Here is a 17,602-nt window from a genome sequence, read left to right as displayed (position 1 = left end):
CTACCTGCGGCTCTGACGTCCGCCAAAGCGGCAATCTGCCGCAAGCGCCCCGGCACTGCGTCGCGGGGACTATCCTTGCAGGCTGGTGGTTGTGCGGGCCGGTGATGGCGCTGTTGCTCAAATGGATCGTGCCGTGGGAGTTCTCGTGGGTATTCCTCGCGAGTTTCCTCGTGGCCGCGGTGCTGTACTGGCGTGGCGCGCGCGCGCTCGGCGTGAGCCTGGGCCGCCGCCTGTCGTTCTGGAGCGGCATGGCGATCATCTACCTGTCGCTGCACACCTACCTGGATTACTACGCGGAGCACGAGTTCTTCATGCACCGCATCCAGCAGGTGCTGCTGCATCATCTGGCGCCCTTGCTGGTGGTGGCTTCCTACCCGGGATCGGTACTGCGCGCGGGCCTGCCTCTGGCGTGGCGCGCGCGGGTGCTGCGGCCGGTGCAGCAGTCGGCGCCATGGCGCGCGGTGAGCGCGGTGCTGTTCAACCCGGCGCTGGCGACGTTCCTGTTCATCGCCTTCATCCTGGTCTGGCTGATCCCGTCGATGCAGACGCTGGCGATGCTGGACTGGCGCATCTACCGCTTCATGAACTGGACGATGCTCGCCAGCGGCTTCATCTACTGGGCGCTGGTGCTGGACCACCGGCCGCGTCCGCCGGGGCGGATGATCCCGGGACTGCGCGTTCTGTCGCCGGCGATCACGATGTCGCCGCAGATCCTGGCGGGCGCGATCATCACGTTCTCCAAGACCGACCTGTACCCGATCTTCGAAATCTGCGGGCGTGCCTTCACCTTCAACGTGCTGACCGGCCAGATGGTCGGCGGCGTGATCACCTGGGTGCCGGCGGCGATGATCGAATCGGTGGGCGCCTTGCTGGCCCTGCGACAGTGGCTGGCGCTGTCGCGGCGTGGGCGCATCCGGCGCGAGCACCGCGCGCCCCTGCGCCAGTCCCTGTAGGAGCCCGCTTGCGGGCGATGCTCTTCGCCACAGGTCTTGAATCAGAGCATTGCCCGCAAGCGGGCTCCTACGAAGAGCGTGACCTACAGCGCGTTCGCCGGCTTGGCGAGGAAGTCGGTGGCCAGCGTGCTGCCGTCGGCGAAATGCAGTGTGACCTGCACGGTCTGGCCCGGCTGCACCGGCCTGGCCGCATCCATCAGCATGAAGTGATAGCCGCCCGGCGCGAGCGCGACCTTCCCATGCGCCGGGATGGTGAGACGATCGACCATGCGCATCCGGCCCATGCCCGTATCGGTGGAGCTCTCGTGCAGCATCGCGCTGCCGTAGGCCGCGCTGCTGGCGCCATCGAGCACGGCCGGTTCGTCGCCATCGTTGCGCAGTGTCACGTAGCCGCCCGCCGGCAGGCTGGCGGGCATTACGCGGATCCAGGCATCGCCGGCATGCACGTGGTCGGCCTGGCTCGCGTGGGCGGCGCTGGCGACGAGCAGGCCGGCGAGCAGCAGCGGCAGAGAGCGCAGGGTCATGTTCCGGTTTCCAGCAGCAGGTAGAGGTCGTGGACGAGGTCGTCCTGCGAGGCGGCCGGCGTGGCGAGCAAGCGCGCCCGGCCTTGGCGGTCGAACAGGTAGATCGCCGAGCTGTGGCTGACCTCGTACTGGCCGTTCGCCTGGGACGGCTCGCGGGTGAATGCGGAGCGATAGCGCTTGCTCAGTGCCTCCAACGCCCGTGGCGTGCCGGTCAGGCCGACCGCGCGCTTGTCGAAGGCATTGACGTAGGCGTGCATGATTGCCGGCGTATCGCGCGCCGGGTCGACGCTGACGAACAGGATGCGCGCGCCGTCCGCCTTCGGGCCGACCCGCTGCAGCACCGCATGCAGGTGCGCCAGTGTCAGCGGGCAGACGTCCGGGCAGTGGGTGTAGCCGAAATACAGCAGCACGACCTTGCCCCGGTAATCCTCGCCCGTGACCGGCTTGCCGTTGTCGTCGGTGAGCTGGAAGGCGAGGTCGGGCATGTGCCCGCTGATGTTGGTCAGCCGCCAGGGCAGGGCCTCCTCGCGATGGCAGGCGGCCAGCAACAGGGCGGCACCCAGCAGCAGGACGAGGCGGGCCAGGCGCAAGGGCTTCATGCAAGAATCCGGGCGATGCATCCTGCCAGCATACGCCACGCGGCCTTGCCGGCGCCGCCGACGAGGAACCCATGCGACAACCTGTCCCCGCCTTGACGCGTGCGATGCCCTGGCTGGTCGGCGTGGCCGGCGCCAGCGCGGTGCTGCTGGGCGCGTTCGGCGCGCACGCGCTGCGCGGCGTGCTCGGTGCCGGCGAACGCGAGCTCTGGCATACCGCCTCGCAGTACCACTTCTGGCATGCACTGGCGCTGGCGATTGCCTGCCTGGCGCCGGCGGGCAAGGCGCGTCGCTGTGCGCTGGCCGCCTTCGCCGTCGGCATCGTGCTGTTCTGCGGCAGCCTTTACGCGCTGGCGTTGGGCGCGCCGCGCTGGTACGGCGCGATCACGCCGCTGGGCGGGCTTGTCTTCATCGCCGGGTGGATCGCGCTGGGACTGGCCTTTCATCGCACGGACAAGGCCGCGTCATAACCGCGTCATGCCCCGGCGCGAAGCTGCGGGCATGCGCCAACCTCTCTCCCTAAGGCAATCGCTGCGTCGACTCGATGGTCGCGCAGGGTTCGCTGCCACGTTCCTGGCAGCGGCGACGCTCACCGGTGTTGCGATGCCGCCTTCGAGCGAGGCGCCGCCCAAACAACTGGTGCGCTGGACCGATGGCAACCACGACTGGCTGCTCGTCGCCGATCGCCAGCACGACCGTATCCAGGCCTACGACGCACGCGACGGACGTCCGCTGAGGGTGCTAGACCGGCGTTCCGGTCTTGCCGATGTCGACCGGATGGTGCTCGAAGGGCATTGGCTGGTGGTGCTTGGCAGCGACGGAGCAAAGCGGGTGCGGCTACCGGAACTGCGACCGCAGCCGTTGGTGCAGGCAGCGCGCTGAGAGTTTCCTGTAGGAGCGCCCTCGGGCGCGACCGTGACGTTCGCGGTCGCGCCCAAGTGCGCTCCTACAGGGGATGCGCGTTCAACGGGTATCCGTGTCCGATTCGTCGTCCGTCACCGGCTTGCTGGTGCCGGCCTTCAACCGGCCCGACTTGCGCAGCGCATCGCGCAGCACGTACTCGATCTGCGCATTGACGCTGCGCAACTCGTCGTCGGACCAGCGCTGCATGGCTTCGAGCACGCTTGCGCTGATCCGCAGCGGATAGGCTTTCTTCTCCGCCGGCATCGACTCAGTCGCGCTTGCGCCGCGCGGCGACGGCCACGGCGATGATCAGGATCACGACGATGACGGGAATGGCGTAGCTCATCGTTCTTCTCCCTCAGCCGTACAGCGTGCCGGTGTTGACCACCGCCTGGGTGCCGCGCTCGCCGCAGAGCACCACCAGCAGGTTGCTGACCATGGCCGCCTTGCGCTCTTCGTCCAGCTCGACCACGCCGCGACGGCTCAACTGGTCCAGCGCCATCTCGACCATGCTCACCGCGCCTTCGACGATACGGGTGCGGGCGGCGATGATCGCGCCGGCCTGCTGGCGCTGCAGCATCGCCTGGGCGATTTCCTGCGCGTAGGCCAGGTGGCTGATGCGCGCCTCGATCACCTGCACGCCGGCCTGTTCCAGTCGCGCCTGGATTTCGTCGCGAAGGTGGTTGTTGATCACCTCGCCGTGGCTGCGCAGCGACGGCTGGCCGTCGTCGTGCGCATCGTAGGGATAGCTCTGCGCCATCTGGCGCAGCGCCGACTCGCTCTGGATGTGCACGAAGTTCTCGTAGTCCTCGACGCGGAACACGGCCTCGGCGGTGTCGATCACCTGCCACACCACCACCGCGGCGATCTCGATGGGGTTGCCGTCGTTGTCGTTGACCTTGAGCTTGCCGCTTTCGAAGTTGCGCACGCGCAGCGAGAGCCGGTGCTTGGCATAGAACGGGTTGGTCCAGCGCAGGCCTTCCTCGCGCACGCTGCCGGCGTAGCGGCCGAACAGCTGCATTACCTGCGCCTCGTTGGGCGCAACCTGGAAAAACCCCTTGAGCAGGAATCCGGTAAAAGCCAAGAGCAGCATGCCCGGAATCACGTGCGGTGCCGGCTGCGCCCCATCGGCGCTCACCAGCAACAGGACGCCGATGGCCGCCAGCACCAGGCAAACCCCGATGAAAGGAATGCCGGCGATCGAAAAACCCTTGCGTTCGTTCATGACGCTACCTCCCTTGGATACGAGAAGTAGATATCAAAAACATATCACTATGCAAGTGCTGTCAGTGGCCCGGTCCCGCGCCGCTGCCGCCGGAGTTGCCGCCGGCACTGCCGCCCGGGCCGCCGGCCGGCCCCGATGAGCCGCCGCCACCAGGCAGGCTGAGATCGGCCCCCGGCACCGCCTGGCGGATGTGCAGATTGCCGAACAATTGGGTAGTAGCGGCGAAATGCCAGGGGTCGCCGTCGCCGCTGGCCAGCGCCAGGTGTGTGCTGTCGAAGTGCTGGAGCGCGGCGTCGAAGCTTTGCCACCGGCCATCCACCCACGCCTGCACCCATTCGTGCGGGATGAACACCCGCGAGCCGCCGGCAAAACGGTCGGCGTACACCATGCCGGTGACCACCCGCGCCGGTATGCCCTGCGCCCGCGCCATGGCCGCCAGCAGCACCGCGTACTCGGTGCAGTCGCCCTCGCGGCTGTTCACCACTTCCAGCGCCGAGGCGTAGCCGACGTCCAGTCCGTGGCCGGTGATGTAGTTGCTGACGAACTGGCGCAGTCGGCGCATACGCTGCAGGTCGCCGTGCGCACCGCCCACCGCCTGGGCGGCCAGGCGGCGGATCGCCGGCGCATCGGACTGCAGCCAGGCGTTGGGTTGCGTGTCGGTCGACCGGGGCGGCGCCTGCCGGCCGGCGTGGGAGGTGCCCACGTCCAGCATCCAGTCGGTGCCGCCCAGCGCGGTGACCTGTTGCTCGTCGGTGGTGATGAAGGGCTGGCCGATGTTGCCGCTGATACGGATGCGGTAGCGCATCGGCACGGCGCGAACGTAAGCGGGAAGCCAGCGCGGCGAATCGATCGTGGCCGCACGCAGCATGTCCACCGGCTGGTTGGGCGCCAGCGCGCAGGCGCGGTCGCAGGCGAGCATTTCCATCGGTTGGCCGAGCAGGCTCATCAACCCCTTGCGGGCGATCCCCTCGTCGTCGACCCACAGATCGAGCGTCTGGCGCCCACGCGCCAGTGAGAGCGTCTGGCGTTGGTGACTCAGGCGCACTGGGCCGTCGGGCAGGGCCACGGTCTCCTCGCCCAGCACATCCACCCGTACGTGCACGACCTGCTGGCTGGAGGGGTCGAACTCGTGCAGCTGGTAGTGGGTACCCGGCGCGCGCCCGGCGGCGACGATGGCCAGGCGCTGGCCTTCGGCAAGCAGGGCATCGCCTGGCCAGTCCATCGAGGTGATGGTGGTCTGGCCGCCCACCATCGTGGTGACGCGGTAGCGTCCGGTGTCTTCGGGCACGGCCTCGACCGTGCTGTCCATCGACGACATCCGCGTGCGTGAGGCGAAGCCCAAGGGTTCGCCCTCCGGGCCTTCGACGCTCTGGCTCATGTTGCCCAGATGCATGGGCTTGCCCGAGCGGCTCAGGTCCAGCGACAGTGTTTGCGTGGTGGTGAGGATGTCGCCGTCGCGCACGCGGTCGATCTGGACGTGGCCGACCTTGCGGCCGCCGAGCAGCACGGTCATCCATTCGGTTTGCGCCGGTACGGCCGCTTGCGCGGCACCACAGATGCCCAGCCAGATCGCAGGCACCAAGCTGAGCAGAACGCGTCGCATGGTCATTCCCGGGGATGGATGACGTGCCCAGTGGAACCGTTGACCGGGCTGGCGTCAATGCGCAGTGCAGCGTAGCCCTACAATGCGCCCCAATCTTCCAGGGAGCTTTCCATGAAGCCTTTCGGCACGCCGCTTTCCGACGCCGCCGTGCGCGTCCTGCTGCTCGGCTCGGGCGAACTGGGCAAGGAGGTCGCGATCGAATTGCAACGCTTTGGCGTCGAGGTGATCGCGGTCGACCGCTATGCCGACGCGCCGGCGATGCAGGTAGCGCACCGCAGCCACGTGATCGACATGCTCGATGGCGCGGCGCTGCGCGCGCTGATCGCGCGCGAGCGGCCCGATCTGGTGGTCCCCGAGATCGAGGCCATCCACACGCCGACGCTGGTCGAACTGGAGCAGGAAGGCCTGCGCGTGATCCCCACCGCGCGCGCCGCATGGCTGACGATGGACCGTGAAGGCATCCGCCGCCTCGCGGCCGAGGAGCTGGGCGTGCCGACCTCGCCCTACCGCTTCTGCGACACGCAGGCGGAGTACCGCGCGGCGGTCGGGGCGATCGGCTATCCGTTCGTGATCAAGCCGGTGATGAGTTCCTCCGGCAAAGGGCAGAGCACGGTGCGCGATGCCTCCGAACTGGACGCAGCGTGGGATTACGCGCAGTCGGGTGGGCGTGCCGGGCAGGGGCGGGTGATCGTCGAAGGCTTCGTGGATTTCGACTACGAGATCACGCTGCTCACCGTTCGCCACGTCGACGGAACCAGCTTCTGCCAGCCGATCGGCCATCGGCAGGAACACGGCGACTATCGCGAGTCCTGGCAGCCACAGCCGATGAGCGAGGCGGCGCTGGCCGAGGCGCAGCGCCAGGCCGCGGCGATCACCCAGGCGCTGGGTGGCTGGGGCGTGTTCGGCATGGAGTTCTTCGTCAAGGGCGACCGCGTGATCTTCTCTGAGGTGAGCCCGCGTCCGCACGACACCGGGCTGGTCACGCTGGTGTCGCAGGAGCTTTCGGAGTTCGCGCTGCATGCGCGGGCCATTCTCGGCCTGCCCATTCCCGTCATACGCCAGTGGGGCCCGTCGGCCTCGTGCGCGGTGCTGGTCGAGGGCGAGGGGCGCCACCCGCGGTACCACGGCGTGGCCGATGCGCTGGCCGAGCCGGACACGCAGTTGCGCATCTTCGGCAAGCCGGAGGTGAAGGGTCGCCGACGCATGGCGGTGACGCTGGCGCGGGATGTGGATGTCGAGGCGGCGCGCGTCAAGGCGGTGCGCGCGGCGGGGCATCTGCGGGTCGAGCTTTGAGGGGCTGAGGCGAGGCTTCCCCCATCCGCCCTGCGGGCACCTTCCCCCGTGAACGGGGGAAGGACCGGAAGCCTGGGCTTCCTGCCATCTACAGTATCCCGAGGTGATCCTTCCCCCGCGCGCGGGGGAAGGATCGGAAGCTTGGGCTTCCTGCCATCTACAGGATCCCGAGGTGGTCCTTCCCCCGCGCGCGGGGGAAGGTGCCCGCAGGGCGGATGGGGGAAGTCTTGCGGCGAACCCACCCCTCGCGAATAGGCTAGGCTCTCCGTTTCACCGAAAGAGGGGCACGCGATGGCATCGGACGGCTTCGCGCATTGGTTGATCGTGCTGGTCGAAACATTGGCGGCTTTCTTCGTGCTGATGCTGGCGCTGGCGGTGGTGGTCGTACTGGCCGTATGGGTGGCCGACCGCTACCAGACCGCCAACGCCGTGCTGCGCAATTTCCCGGTCATCGGCCACTTCCGCTACGGCTTTCTGCGCCTGGGCGAGTTCTTCCGCCAGTACCTGTTCGCCAGCGACCGCGAGGAGTTGCCGTTCAACCGCGCCCAGCGTGTGTGGGTCTACCGCGCGGCCAAGAACGCCGACACCACCATCGGCTTCGGCACCACGCGCGATCTTTCCGCTGAAGGCATCCCGTTCTTCGTCAACGCGCCGTTTCCGCGGCTGGAGGGTCATCACGTCGATCCGAAGCCGGTGCGGATCGGCCCATACGCGCGCGAGCCCTACGACCACGCCGCGTTCTTCAACATCTCCGCGATGAGCTACGGCGCGCTCTCGGCACCGGCGGTGCGCGCGCTTTCGCACGGCGCGGCCAAGGCCGGTATCTGGATGGACACCGGCGAAGGCGGACTGGCGCCCTACCACCTGGAAGGCGGTTGCGACCTGGTGTTCGAGATCGGCACCGCCAAGTACGGCGTGCGCACGGCCGACGGCCAGCTCGACGACGAGCGCCTGCGTGCGATCTGCGCGCACAAGCAGGTGAAGATGGTCAGCATCAAGCTCGGCCAGGGCGCCAAGCCCGGCATGGGCGGCCTGCTGCCGGGCGTGAAGGTGACGCCGGAGATCGCCGCCATTCGCGGCATCCCGGTCGGGCAGGACTCGCAGAGCCCCAACCGCCATCTGGATATCGCCAACGTGTCGCAGCTGCTGGACGCCATCGCGCACGTGCGCGAGGTCAGCGGCAAGCCGACCGGTTTCAAGGCCGTGCTGGGTGGCCCCGGCCTGATCGAGGAGCTGTGTGACCAGGTGTGGAAGCGCGGCATCGAAAGCGCGCCCGACTTCATCATCGTCGACGGCTCCGAAGGCGGCACCGGCGCTGCGCCGCAGACCTTGATGGAGGGCATGGGCCTGCCGTTGCACGAGGCGTTGCCTACGCTCGTCGACACGCTGATCGCCAAGGGCCTGCGCGATCGCATCAAGGTGATCTGCTCGGGCAAGCGCATCACGGCCTATGACGTGGCGTGGGCGTTGTCGGTCGGCGCGGATTTCGTCAACTCCGCGCGCGGCTTCATGCTCGCGCTGGGCTGCATCCAGTCGCTGCAGTGCAACCGCAACACCTGCCCGACCGGCATCACCACGCAGAACCCCAAGCTGCAGCGCGGGCTGGTGGTGACGGACAAGACCGAGAAGGTGGCGCACTACGCGCGCAACCTGATGTACGAGGTCGGCATCATCGCGCACAGTTGCGGTGTGGATGATCCGCGTCAGCTCGATCGCACGCACTGCCGCGTGGTGGGAGACGATGGGCTCTCGCTGCCGTTGATCAAGCTGTTCCCGTATCCGGAAGTGGGCTCGTCGCGGGTGGTCGGGCAAGGGCCCTCGATCTAGCGCGTGTGCGCAAGGCTTCCCCCATCCGCCCTTCGGGCACCTTCCCCCCTGAACGGGGGAAGGATCAACGTTGGGGCGCGTTACCGAGCCTTCCCCGCAAGGCGGGGGAAGGTGCCGACAGGCGGATGGGGGGGGGCGCTTTTGGGCGCGTTAGCGCATCCGTGACTAGCCTGCATCGAGCGGCACCCAACCCTCGCGCGTGCGCACCTGCAACGGATGGAAGCGCCGCTTGTAGTCCATCTTCTCGTGGCCTTCGATCCAGAAGCCCAGATACAGCCACGGTAGACCACGGCGGCGGGCCAGCTGCACCTGCTGCAGGATGGCGTAGGTGCCCAGGCTGCGCGCGCTCTCGTCCGGATCGAAGAACGTGTAGACGGCCGACAGCCCGTTGATGCACACGTCGGTGACCGCCACCGCCAGCAGCCGTTCGCCCCGGCGCAATTCCAGGAACAGCGTGGGGCTCCACGGCGCGGTGAGGAAGCGGCGAAAATCGCTGGCGTCGGCCTCGTCCATGCCGCCGCCGGCGTGGCGGGTGCGCAGGTAGCGCTCGTACAGCGCATGGCGCTCGGCGTTGTAGCCGGCCATGCATTCGATCACGGTGAGGTCCGCGTTGCGCTTGAGGCAGCGCCGCTGGCCGCGGTCGGGCACGAAGTGTTCCACGTCGATGCGGCACGGCGTGCAGGCGCGGCACTGCGGGCAGTTGGGGTAGTACAGGTGGCCGCCCGCGCGGCGGAAGCCGCGCTCCAGTGCCGGGCCGTAGAGCTGGTCCAGCCGCGGCGCGGCCGGATCGATCACCAGGTTCTGCGCCGTGCGTTCGGCGTAGTAGCCACAGGCGTGCGGCAGGGTCTGGAACAGGCGGACGCGTTCGGAGCGCATGAGCCCGATTCTATGACCGAGTGCGCGGGCGGTTGCAAATTTTCCGAGAAGACCGCCGTGATGGGTCGCTTCAGATCTTGCCCATGTAGCGCAACATCAGCACGATGAAGGCGGCGGCCAGCGCCAGCAGTACGATGCGGCGCACGCGCGTGGCGACGCTGGCGCGACGCATCTCAGGCGTCGGATTACGCGCCGCCGCCAGTTCCTCGCCATGGCGCACCATCGGCTCGATGCCCAGCTCGCGCATCAGCGCGCGTGCCCGGGTGTAGTCGTCGGCGCGGTTGATCCAGACCTGCGGCCAGCTCTCGCGGCTCTCGTTGCGCTGGGAATAGCTGAAGCGCTGGTAGCTCGGACGGTTCCAGTTCGATCGGCCGGTGATGGTCGTCTCGATGCCGTGTTCGGCGAGCAGCGCGACCACGCGGTCGATGTTTTCCTGGCGGGGGGAGGTGTAAAGGGGACGCATGGCCGAAAGTTTAGCCGTTGCGCAGGCGGATCAGGCCTTCCTGTGCGGTGGAGGCGACCAGCCGGCCGTCGCGGCTGTAGATCTGCCCGCGCGCCAGGCCGCGGCCGCCCTGCGCGGTCGGGCTGTCGAACGAGTACAGCAGCCATTCGTCGACGCGGAACGGGCGATGGAACCACATCGCGTGGTCGAGACTGGCCATCTGCACGTTGTGAGTGAGGTAGGAAATGCCGTGCGGCAGCGTGGCGGTGCCGATCAGGTGGAAGTCCGACGCATAGGCGAGCAGGGCGCGATGCAGCACCGGCGAGTCGCCGATCGGCGCGGTCAGCCGGAACCAGATGTGCTGGATCGGCGGGCGCTTGGCCGGGTGCAGTTCGTCGCGCGGCCATACCTGCCGGAACTCGAACGGCCCGTCGATGCCGAGCCAGCGCTGCAGTTTCACCGGCAGCTTGGCCAGTTCGTCCGGCGGCAGGTGGCGCATGGGTTCGAGGTCTTCGGGCGCGGGCACTTCGGGCATGGCGCTCTGGTGCTCGAAGCCTTTTTCCGGTTCCTGGAAGGACACCGCGCCGTTGAGGATTGGCTGGCCGTGCTGGATCGCGACCACGCGGCGGGCGGAGAAACTGCCGCCGTCGCGGGCGCGCTCGACCGAGTAGACGATCGGCGCGTCGATGTCGCCGGCGCGCAGGAAGTAGGCGTGCAGGGAGTGGGCTTCGCGCTTGGGGTCGACGGTCCGCTGCGCGGCGGAGAGGGCCTGGCCGAGCACCTGGCCGCCGAACACGAAGCGGGTGCCGATGTCGCGACTCTGGCCGCGGAAGAGGTTGTCTTCCAGACGCTCGAGCTGGAGCAGGTCGACCAGTTCCTTGACGTGTTCTTCCCGCATGGGGTGTCCGTGGTGCGTGAGGGAATACGGATTATAGGGGGCTTTGCTCCCTCTTCCCTCCGGGGAGACGGCCGGGATGGGGCTCGCCTCGGCGGTTGATGAGAGCTAGAGCAAGAGCTTTCGGACGCCTTCGGCGCCCGAGTCACTTTCTCTTGCTTGCCCAAGAGAAAGTAACCAAAGAGAAGGGCACCCCGATGGCGCGCCCTTCGGGTACGCGTGCGGGTGGCGGGGTTTTTCGACGGGGCTTCCTGCCCCGACGAAAAACTGGCCGGCGTCCTGCCGGCCACCCTGCGGGCTGATCCGCCACCCGCCCGCCGCGCCATAGGGGATTTGGGAAGAGCAGCGCGCTTCCTGCGCGCACCTTTCAGAGGAGCCAGAGCGAGAGCGAAAGGCAGGAGCGAAAGGCAGGAGCGAAAGGCAGGAGCGAAAGGTGTGGATGTGCCGCGAACCGGCTCCCTCTCCCCTCCGGGGAGAGGGTTGGGGTGAGGGGGCTCGCGGGGAAACCCGGTCAGGCCCGAACCCGCTCCAAACCACACGCCGGAACGATTACGTCCCACGGGAACAGTGGTCCCGGATCGAGCTTGCGCGGCACCATCACGACCGGATCGTCAGTAGCCGGCACGCGCGCGGTATCGAGGTCCTCATGGCCCGCAATCGCACGCAGGTTGGGAAACGCCCGGCGCAGCTCGGCGAGCAGCTCCTGTAGCGCCTCGATTTGCACCTGCGGATAAGCCTCGCTCATCGTCTGGTTGCCCGCAGCAAACCAGTCCGGATAGCGCCCGCGATTGACCAGCTCGATCCCGATCGAATCGGCATTGCGCCCACGCACGTGGTGCGCGATGCGCGTGCCAGGCACATAACGCAGTACCGCGCCATTCCGATCGACGTAGTAATGCCCGCTGTTCCCGGCCCCGCTTTCGTACAGCACCTTCTCGCCATACTCCCGCGCGGTCGCCAGGTCCGGCAGCTCGGTGCAGTGGATCACCACCAGCGCCACCGCCTCGGCGGGCCGTTCGGGCAGGCGGTCGACGTAGGGCAGCGGCTGGTCGGTGATCGCGGGCATGAAGGGAAGTCTCGCACGGCACCGGCTATCATGCGCGGTCCACACGGCGGTCCGGAGTTCCGAGCGATGCGCGGCACGATCCTTCTTTCGCACGGCTCCGATGCCAGCCCGGACGCCACCAAGGTGAGCGCGCTGGCGGCGCTGGCCGAGGCGCGCGGCTGGCACACGCAACGGCTGGACTATCGCGAGGACGACACGCGGGGCCACGCCGGTTCGGTGGCGCCGCGGCTGGCCCGCCTCAACGCGGCGATCATGGCCTGCGATGCCCCGCCGGTCCTGGTCGGCTCCAGCATGGGCGCGTTCGTCTCGGCGCTGGCGTCGCTGGAACATCCGGTCGCCGGCCTGTTCCTGATGGCCACGCCGCCGGCGATCCCGGGCGTCGAAAGTGCGCTGGACGTACGCCGGGACGTGCCCACATTGATGGTCCACGGCTGGCGTGACGAGGTCTGCCCCATCGACGACATCGAACGTTTTACCAACCGCCTCAATTTGCCCCTGCTCGCGCTCGACGACGACCACCGCCTGAGCGGCAGTCTCCCGGCGATCGAACGCCAGTTCGCCCTCTTTCTCGACATCCTGGCATGAGCCATTTCTTCGCCACCTGCCCGAAGGGCCTGGAATACCTGCTACGCGACGAACTGCTCGCGCTCGGCGCCGCCGAGGCGCACGAGTCGCTCGCCGGCGTGCGCTTCAGCGGCACGCTGGAAACGGCCTATCGCGCCTGCCTGTGGTCGCGCCTGGCCAGCCGCATCCTGCTGCCGCTGGCCGAGTTCGACGCCGCGGATGACGACGCACTGTACGCGGGCGTGCAGTCGATCGACTGGTCGGCGCACCTGGCGCCGCACGGCACGCTGGCGGTCGATGCGCACACCGCGCTGAGCAAGCTGACGCACAGCCAGTTCATCGCCCAGCGCACCAAGGACGCGGTGGTCGACCAGTTTCGCCAGCGCGACGGTGCACGGCCGGGGGTGGATACCGACGAGCCGGACATTCGCGTCAACCTGCGCCTGAAGCGCGACCGCGCGACGCTCTCGCTCGATCTCGCCGGCACGCCGCTGCACCGGCGCGGCTGGCGCGAGCAACAGGGCGAGGCACCGCTGAAGGAAAACCTCGCCGCCGCGATGCTGCTGCGCGCGCACTGGCCGCAGGTCTACGCCGACGGCGGCGCGCTGCTCGATCCGATGTGCGGTTCGGGCACGCTGCTGATCGAAGGCGCGCTGATGGCCGCCGACGTGGCGGCCGGTCTGCGCCGCGAGTATTTCGGCTTCCTCGGCTGGCAGCAGCACGACATCGCGCTGTGGCGTGGCCTGCTGGAGGAGGCGCGCGAGCGCGCCGAGGCCGGCCTGCGCAATCTGCGTCCGGCGTTTTTCGGCTCCGACGCCGATCCGCGCATGGTGCAGACCGCCAAGCGCAATGCGCAGGAGGCGGGCGTAGCCGGCTTCCTCACGCTGGAGAAGCACGACGTGGCGCACGCCGCGCCGCCGGCTGGCCAGACCACTGGCCTGGTCATCACCAATCCGCCGTACGGTGAGCGCCTGGGCGACCGCGCGCAGATGCCGCAGCTCTACCGCGCGGTGGGCGATGCGCTGCGTACGCGCTTCACCGGCTGGCGCGCTGCTGTGCTGGCGGGCGACGCGGAGCTCGGCCGTGCGCTGGGCCTGCACGCGGACAAGCGCTACGCGCTCTACAACGGCGCGCTCGAAACCGTGCTGCTCACCTTCGACCTGAGCCCGAAGGAAACCGCGCCACGCGAACGCAAGCCGCTCTCGCCCGGCGCGCAGATGCTGAAGAACCGTCTGGAAAAGACCGCGCGCCACCAGCGCAAGCGGCTCGCGCGCGAAGGCGTCTTCTGCTGGCGCGCATACGATCAGGACCTGCCCGAGTACGCGGCGGCGATCGACGTCTACGGCCGGGCGGATGCCGAACCCTGGCTGCACGTGCAGGAGTACCGCGCGCCTGCCGACGTGCCGGTCGAGGTGGCCCGCACGCGCCTGCGCGAGATCATGCGCGTGGCCGGCGAAGTCTTCGGCGTGCCGCGCGAGCGCATCGCGCTGAAGACCCGCGAGCGCGGCAAGGGCGGGGCCAAGTACGGCCGTTTCGATCAGCGCGGCGAGTTCCACGAGGTCGAGGAGGGCGGCCTGGGCTTCCTGGTCAACCTCACCGACTACCTCGACACCGGCCTTTTCCTCGACCACCGGCTGGTCCGTGCAAAGCTGCGCGAGCTTGCGCGCGACAAGCGCTTCCTCAACCTGTTTGCCTACACCGCCACGGCAAGCGTCTATGCCGCCGCCGGCGGCGCGCGCGACACCACCAGCGTGGATCTCTCCGGCACCTACCTGGAGTGGGCCTCGCGCAACCTGGCGCTCAACGACTTCACCGGCGCGGCGCACCGGCTGGTGCAGGCCGACGCCACGACGTTCCTGCGCCAGGACCGCGGTCACTACGGGCTGATCTACGTCGATCCGCCGACCTTCTCCAACTCCAAACGTGCCGAGGACTTCGACGTGCAGCGCGACCACGCGGCGCTGCTGCTGGCCTGCGCCGACCGGCTGGCGAGCGACGGCGTGGTGGTGTTCTCCAACAACTTCCGGCGCTTCAAGCTCGACGTGGAGGCGCTGGAGGAACGCTTCACCATCGAGGACTGGAGCGCCGCCAGCATCCCGTTCGACTTCGCCCGCCGCGCCGACATCCATGGCTGCTGGCTGCTGCGCCTGCACGCGCAGGCCTCGCCGTGGGAAGACAGCGTCCGGCACCTGCGCGGACGCCGCTAGTCGTCACTTCGGAACGGCGGGCGCGGTGATCCGCAGCACCGGCTTGCCGTTCCAGTCCTTCAGCGGGAAATAGGCGCGATGCGTGGCCGGGTCCACCGCCACGACGTGTGCGTTCGGTCCCGGCGCGCCTCGCCCGAGAGCGCGGACGTGGCGCCCTTTGACTTCGAACAGGGCCACCTCGCCCGATTCGCTGGCGACGTACAGCCAGCCCGGCCCGGGGTCGAACGCAAGCACGTCGGGCCCGTCGCCGGTTTCGAACGAGGCGACCACGCGGCGGCTGCGCAGGTCCAGCACAAGCAGCGTGGCGTTGTCCTCGCAGGCGATGAAGGCCAGCCGCGCAGGAGCGTCGATGTAGAGGCCATGGTTGCCCCGCGCGCCTGGCAGCCGGATGCGCGCGACGACCTTGTCGGTCGCCGGGTCGATCTCGGCCAGCTCGGCGCGCGTCTGCACGTTGGCGAAGACATGCCCGGACCCCGGGTCGTACTGTGTGTTGCCCACCTCGCCGCCGAGCGCGATGGTGCCCACGCGACGGTTGCTGCGCACGTCGATCACCGTGTCGCTGCCGCCGTGCTCGTTGGAGACGTAGAGCTTGTGTGCCTTGGGTGCGTACGCCATGCCGTCCGGGTAATCGCCGGTCGGCACCCGCGCGAGGATCTTGAGGCTCGTGGCGTCGATTGCCACGACCTCGTCCGTGCCGGTGGCCGAGGCGTAGACGCGATCCAGATCGGGAATCGCCAGCACGCCGTGCACCTGGTTGACGCCGGGAATGTCGGCAACCACCCGCTGGCGGCGCGTATCGAACACGGTCACCACGCCGTCGCCAAGATGCGCCAGGAACAGGTGGTGGCGGGTGGGCTCCAGGCTGGCGTAGTCCCAGCGCGTCGTGCGGCCGGTCAGGGGCGCATCGGCGACCGTGGTGAGCGGCAGGGAAAGTTTCGCCTGGCCGCAGGCAGTCGACGCGCTGATCAGGAGGGCCAGGACCACGCCCGCCAAGAAGGGCCTGCGACGAAGGGTTCCGGTGAGCATGCCCAGCGCCTCCAGGCTTCACACAGCGTAGGATGCGGCGCTTATAACACTGCCGTCGTGCACCCGCCGCGGGGCAGGCGGCGTCCGCTGGGGAGCCAGCGGCGAGGTGGACTGCTGGCAGACCGATCGCGTCCCCACCCATACCGGACCTGTGCCGATGAACGAGCGGTCTTCCACCGAAGCGGACACCCTGCCGGTCTCGCTGCGCGAAGCCACCCGCGTGTGGGCGAAGATCGGCCTGCTCAGCTTCGGCGGCCCGGCCGGCCAGATCGCGTTGATGCATCGCGAGCTGGTCGATACGCGGCGCTGGATCAGCGACGCGCGCTTCCTGCACGCGCTCAACTACTGCATGTTGCTGCCGGGGCCGGAGGCCACGCAGCTGGCGATCTACATCGCCTGGATGCTGCACCGGACGGTGGGCGGCCTGATCGCCGGCGTGTTGTTCGTGTTGCCCGGCTTCGTCACGATCCTGGCGTTGAGCATCGTCTACGCGCTGTACGGTCAGGTCCCGCTGGTGCTGACGGTCTTCATCGGACTGAAGGCGGCCGTGCTGGCGGTGGTGGTCGAGGCAGTCATCCGGATCGGCCGCAAGGCGCTGAAGAACCGCATGATGGTCGCGATCGCCGCGCTGGCCTTCGTGGCGATCTATTTCTTCCGCGTGCCGTTTCCATTGATCGTGCTCGGTGCCGGCCTGTGCGGCCTGCTCGGGCGCTGGTGGGCGCCGCGGAGTTTCCCGGCGCCGGCGTCGTCGGCCGCCGATGCATCGTCCGATTTCCTCATCGACCGCCTGCTGGGCCAGGGGCGGCTGACGCATACACGGCCCTCGGGCGCGCGTGCGTGGCGGGTGGCGCTGGCCTGGCTGACGATCTGGTGGCTACCGGTGCTGGCGGTGATCGCCACATTCGGGCGCCAGAGCGTGCTGGCGCGCGAGGGGCTGTTCTTCAGCCAGACCGCGGTGGTCACCTTCGGCGGCGCCTATGCGGTGCTGGCCTACATCGCACAGCGCGCCGTGGTCGGCTTCCACTGGATCACGCCGGGGCAGATGCTCGACGGCCTGGCGCTGGCCGAGACCACGCCCGGGCCGCTGATCATGGTCGTGCAGTTCGTCGCTTTTCTCGGCGCCTACTACCACCAGGCTGGCCTGTCGCCGCTGGCCGCGGGCGTGGCCGGGTCGGTGCTGACCACCTGGGTGACCTTTGCGCCGTGCTTCCTGTGGATCTTCCTGGGCGCGCCCTACATCGAGGCGCTGCGCAGCAACCGGGCGCTGCATGCGGCGCTGTCGGCGGTCACCGCCGCGGTGGTGGGCGTGGTGCTGAACCTGTCGGTGTGGTTCACCCTGCACACCGTGTTCGGCCGCGTGGACGAGCGCCAGTTCGGCTGGCTTCGGCTGGAGCATCCGCAGTGGGCGACGCTGCAGTGGCCGTCCGCCGTGATCGCGGCCGCGGCGATGCTGGCGATGCTGCGCTTCAAGGTCGGCATGGGGCGCGTGTTGCTGGGAAGTGGGCTGATCGCGCTGCTTTGGCGCTGGCTCGGTGGAGCGCTCTAGCCGGGCGTGGCGTTCGGTCCGGACGCCACGCACACTGTCGCCCGACGATGACAGGG

General features: G+C 68.7%; 18 protein-coding genes. 8 read left to right on the top strand and 10 right to left on the bottom strand.

The window, feature by feature from the left end:
• Window positions 1-101: 101 nt before the first annotated feature.
• Window positions 102-953 (top strand): cytochrome c oxidase assembly protein, encoded by an 852-nt coding sequence (locus ACFWZ3_RS03710; protein WP_439706437.1) that lies wholly within the window; start codon window positions 102-104, stop codon window positions 951-953.
• An 83-nt stretch (window positions 954-1,036) separates the two neighbouring features.
• Here ACFWZ3_RS03710 and ACFWZ3_RS03705 read toward each other — a convergent pair whose 3' ends face one another.
• Complete coding sequence (locus ACFWZ3_RS03705) at window positions 1,037-1,477, bottom strand: copper chaperone PCu(A)C (protein WP_439706436.1); 441 nt, start codon at window positions 1,475-1,477, stop codon at window positions 1,037-1,039.
• Entirely contained in the window at window positions 1,474-2,076 is a 603-nt protein-coding gene (locus tag ACFWZ3_RS03700; RefSeq protein ID WP_439699672.1) for an SCO family protein, read from the bottom strand. Before ACFWZ3_RS03700 ends, ACFWZ3_RS03705 begins: the two co-directional genes overlap by 4 nt.
• Window positions 2,077-2,147: 71 nt before the next feature.
• On the opposite strand from ACFWZ3_RS03700, the gene ACFWZ3_RS03695 reads away from it, so the two are divergent.
• Complete coding sequence (locus tag ACFWZ3_RS03695; protein WP_439706435.1) at window positions 2,148-2,543, top strand: DUF423 domain-containing protein; 396 nt, start codon at window positions 2,148-2,150, stop codon at window positions 2,541-2,543.
• 31 nt (window positions 2,544-2,574) lie between these two features.
• Window positions 2,575-2,955, top strand: coding sequence for a hypothetical protein (locus ACFWZ3_RS03690; protein WP_439699674.1), 381 nt, complete (start codon window positions 2,575-2,577; stop codon window positions 2,953-2,955).
• 81 nt (window positions 2,956-3,036) lie between these two features.
• Here ACFWZ3_RS03690 and ACFWZ3_RS03685 read toward each other — a convergent pair whose 3' ends face one another.
• From ACFWZ3_RS03685 to ACFWZ3_RS03675, 3 genes are all read right to left on the bottom strand, one after another.
• The gene (locus tag ACFWZ3_RS03685) at window positions 3,037-3,240 is read right to left on the bottom strand and encodes an Arc family DNA binding domain-containing protein (RefSeq protein WP_439706434.1); all 204 of its coding nucleotides are present in this window, start codon (window positions 3,238-3,240) and stop codon (window positions 3,037-3,039) included.
• Between the two features lie 94 nt (window positions 3,241-3,334).
• Window positions 3,335-4,201: an SPFH domain-containing protein gene (locus ACFWZ3_RS03680; RefSeq protein ID WP_439706433.1), complete on the bottom strand. Its 867-nt coding sequence runs from the start codon at window positions 4,199-4,201 to the stop codon at window positions 3,335-3,337.
• Between the two features lie 61 nt (window positions 4,202-4,262).
• Window positions 4,263-5,804, bottom strand: a complete 1,542-nt coding sequence (locus ACFWZ3_RS03675; RefSeq protein ID WP_439706432.1) for a transglutaminase-like domain-containing protein — start codon at window positions 5,802-5,804, stop codon at window positions 4,263-4,265.
• A 111-nt stretch (window positions 5,805-5,915) separates the two neighbouring features.
• Between ACFWZ3_RS03675 and purT the strand changes: the two genes are divergently transcribed.
• On the top strand, window positions 5,916-7,097 hold the full coding sequence (gene purT, locus ACFWZ3_RS03670; RefSeq protein ID WP_439706431.1) for a formate-dependent phosphoribosylglycinamide formyltransferase: 1,182 nt from the start codon (window positions 5,916-5,918) through the stop codon (window positions 7,095-7,097).
• 291 nt (window positions 7,098-7,388) lie between these two features.
• Window positions 7,389-8,924, top strand: a complete 1,536-nt coding sequence (locus ACFWZ3_RS03665) for an FMN-binding glutamate synthase family protein (protein WP_439706430.1) — start codon at window positions 7,389-7,391, stop codon at window positions 8,922-8,924.
• 165 nt (window positions 8,925-9,089) lie between these two features.
• Here the strand turns inward: ACFWZ3_RS03665 and ACFWZ3_RS03660 are convergent, their stop codons facing one another.
• The 4 genes from ACFWZ3_RS03660 to ACFWZ3_RS03645 form a co-directional block, all read right to left on the bottom strand.
• Entirely contained in the window at window positions 9,090-9,800 is a 711-nt protein-coding gene (locus ACFWZ3_RS03660) for an arginyltransferase (RefSeq protein ID WP_439706429.1), read from the bottom strand.
• A gap of 70 nt (window positions 9,801-9,870) precedes the next feature.
• Window positions 9,871-10,263: a hypothetical protein gene (locus tag ACFWZ3_RS03655; RefSeq protein ID WP_439706428.1), complete on the bottom strand. Its 393-nt coding sequence runs from the start codon at window positions 10,261-10,263 to the stop codon at window positions 9,871-9,873.
• A gap of 10 nt (window positions 10,264-10,273) precedes the next feature.
• A complete protein-coding gene (gene tesB, locus ACFWZ3_RS03650) occupies window positions 10,274-11,140 on the bottom strand; it encodes an acyl-CoA thioesterase II (RefSeq protein ID WP_439706427.1) in 867 nt (288 codons plus the stop codon).
• A gap of 508 nt (window positions 11,141-11,648) precedes the next feature.
• Window positions 11,649-12,203, bottom strand: a complete 555-nt coding sequence (locus tag ACFWZ3_RS03645) for an N-acetylmuramoyl-L-alanine amidase (RefSeq protein WP_439706426.1) — start codon at window positions 12,201-12,203, stop codon at window positions 11,649-11,651.
• 66 nt (window positions 12,204-12,269) lie between these two features.
• Here ACFWZ3_RS03645 and ACFWZ3_RS03640 point away from each other — a divergent pair, with 66 nt between their 5' ends.
• Together ACFWZ3_RS03640 and rlmKL are read left to right on the top strand one after the other, a co-directional pair.
• Complete coding sequence (locus ACFWZ3_RS03640; RefSeq protein WP_439706425.1) at window positions 12,270-12,788, top strand: alpha/beta hydrolase; 519 nt, start codon at window positions 12,270-12,272, stop codon at window positions 12,786-12,788.
• Complete coding sequence (gene rlmKL / locus ACFWZ3_RS03635; protein WP_439706424.1) at window positions 12,785-14,974, top strand: bifunctional 23S rRNA (guanine(2069)-N(7))-methyltransferase RlmK/23S rRNA (guanine(2445)-N(2))-methyltransferase RlmL; 2,190 nt, start codon at window positions 12,785-12,787, stop codon at window positions 14,972-14,974. The genes ACFWZ3_RS03640 and rlmKL overlap by 4 nt, the downstream gene beginning before the upstream one ends.
• 3 nt (window positions 14,975-14,977) lie before the next feature.
• Here the strand turns inward: rlmKL and ACFWZ3_RS03630 are convergent, their stop codons facing one another.
• Window positions 14,978-16,000, bottom strand: a complete 1,023-nt coding sequence (locus ACFWZ3_RS03630) for a hypothetical protein (protein ID WP_439706423.1) — start codon at window positions 15,998-16,000, stop codon at window positions 14,978-14,980.
• Window positions 16,001-16,157: 157 nt separating this feature from the next.
• Between ACFWZ3_RS03630 and chrA the strand changes: the two genes are divergently transcribed.
• On the top strand, window positions 16,158-17,546 hold the full coding sequence (chrA, locus tag ACFWZ3_RS03625; protein ID WP_439706422.1) for a chromate efflux transporter: 1,389 nt from the start codon (window positions 16,158-16,160) through the stop codon (window positions 17,544-17,546).
• Window positions 17,547-17,602: the final 56 nt, after the last annotated feature.

It is taken from the genome of Frateuria sp. GZRR35, from assembly GCF_051900415.1.
Lineage (GTDB): Bacteria > Pseudomonadota > Gammaproteobacteria > Xanthomonadales > Rhodanobacteraceae > Frateuria_A.
The sequence above is the reverse complement of the archived record's forward strand: the minus strand, read 5'-3'. Positions and strand labels throughout refer to the sequence as shown.

Bases quoted from the DNA above. Each gene is read 5' to 3' on its own strand.
- ACFWZ3_RS03685 (WP_439706434.1), bottom strand. From the start codon at position 3,240: ATGCCGGCGGAGAAGAAAGCCTATCCGCTGCGGATCAGCGCAAGCGTG.
- ACFWZ3_RS03640 (WP_439706425.1), top strand. From the start codon at position 12,270: ATGCGCGGCACGATCCTTCTTTCGCACGGCTCCGATGCCAGCCCGGAC.
- ACFWZ3_RS03665 (WP_439706430.1), top strand. From the start codon at position 7,389: ATGGCATCGGACGGCTTCGCGCATTGGTTGATCGTGCTGGTCGAAACA.
- tesB (WP_439706427.1), bottom strand. From the start codon at position 11,140: ATGCGGGAAGAACACGTCAAGGAACTGGTCGACCTGCTCCAGCTCGAG.
- ACFWZ3_RS03630 (WP_439706423.1), bottom strand. From the start codon at position 16,000: ATGCTCACCGGAACCCTTCGTCGCAGGCCCTTCTTGGCGGGCGTGGTC.
- ACFWZ3_RS03645 (WP_439706426.1), bottom strand. From the start codon at position 12,203: ATGCCCGCGATCACCGACCAGCCGCTGCCCTACGTCGACCGCCTGCCC.
- ACFWZ3_RS03705 (WP_439706436.1), bottom strand. From the start codon at position 1,477: ATGACCCTGCGCTCTCTGCCGCTGCTGCTCGCCGGCCTGCTCGTCGCC.
- ACFWZ3_RS03700 (WP_439699672.1), bottom strand. From the start codon at position 2,076: ATGAAGCCCTTGCGCCTGGCCCGCCTCGTCCTGCTGCTGGGTGCCGCC.
- ACFWZ3_RS03655 (WP_439706428.1), bottom strand. From the start codon at position 10,263: ATGCGTCCCCTTTACACCTCCCCCCGCCAGGAAAACATCGACCGCGTG.
- chrA (WP_439706422.1), top strand. From the start codon at position 16,158: ATGAACGAGCGGTCTTCCACCGAAGCGGACACCCTGCCGGTCTCGCTG.
- ACFWZ3_RS03675 (WP_439706432.1), bottom strand. From the start codon at position 5,804: ATGCGACGCGTTCTGCTCAGCTTGGTGCCTGCGATCTGGCTGGGCATC.
- ACFWZ3_RS03690 (WP_439699674.1), top strand. From the start codon at position 2,575: ATGCGCCAACCTCTCTCCCTAAGGCAATCGCTGCGTCGACTCGATGGT.
- ACFWZ3_RS03695 (WP_439706435.1), top strand. From the start codon at position 2,148: ATGCGACAACCTGTCCCCGCCTTGACGCGTGCGATGCCCTGGCTGGTC.
- ACFWZ3_RS03660 (WP_439706429.1), bottom strand. From the start codon at position 9,800: ATGCGCTCCGAACGCGTCCGCCTGTTCCAGACCCTGCCGCACGCCTGT.
- ACFWZ3_RS03680 (WP_439706433.1), bottom strand. From the start codon at position 4,201: ATGAACGAACGCAAGGGTTTTTCGATCGCCGGCATTCCTTTCATCGGG.
- purT (WP_439706431.1), top strand. From the start codon at position 5,916: ATGAAGCCTTTCGGCACGCCGCTTTCCGACGCCGCCGTGCGCGTCCTG.
- rlmKL (WP_439706424.1), top strand. From the start codon at position 12,785: ATGAGCCATTTCTTCGCCACCTGCCCGAAGGGCCTGGAATACCTGCTA.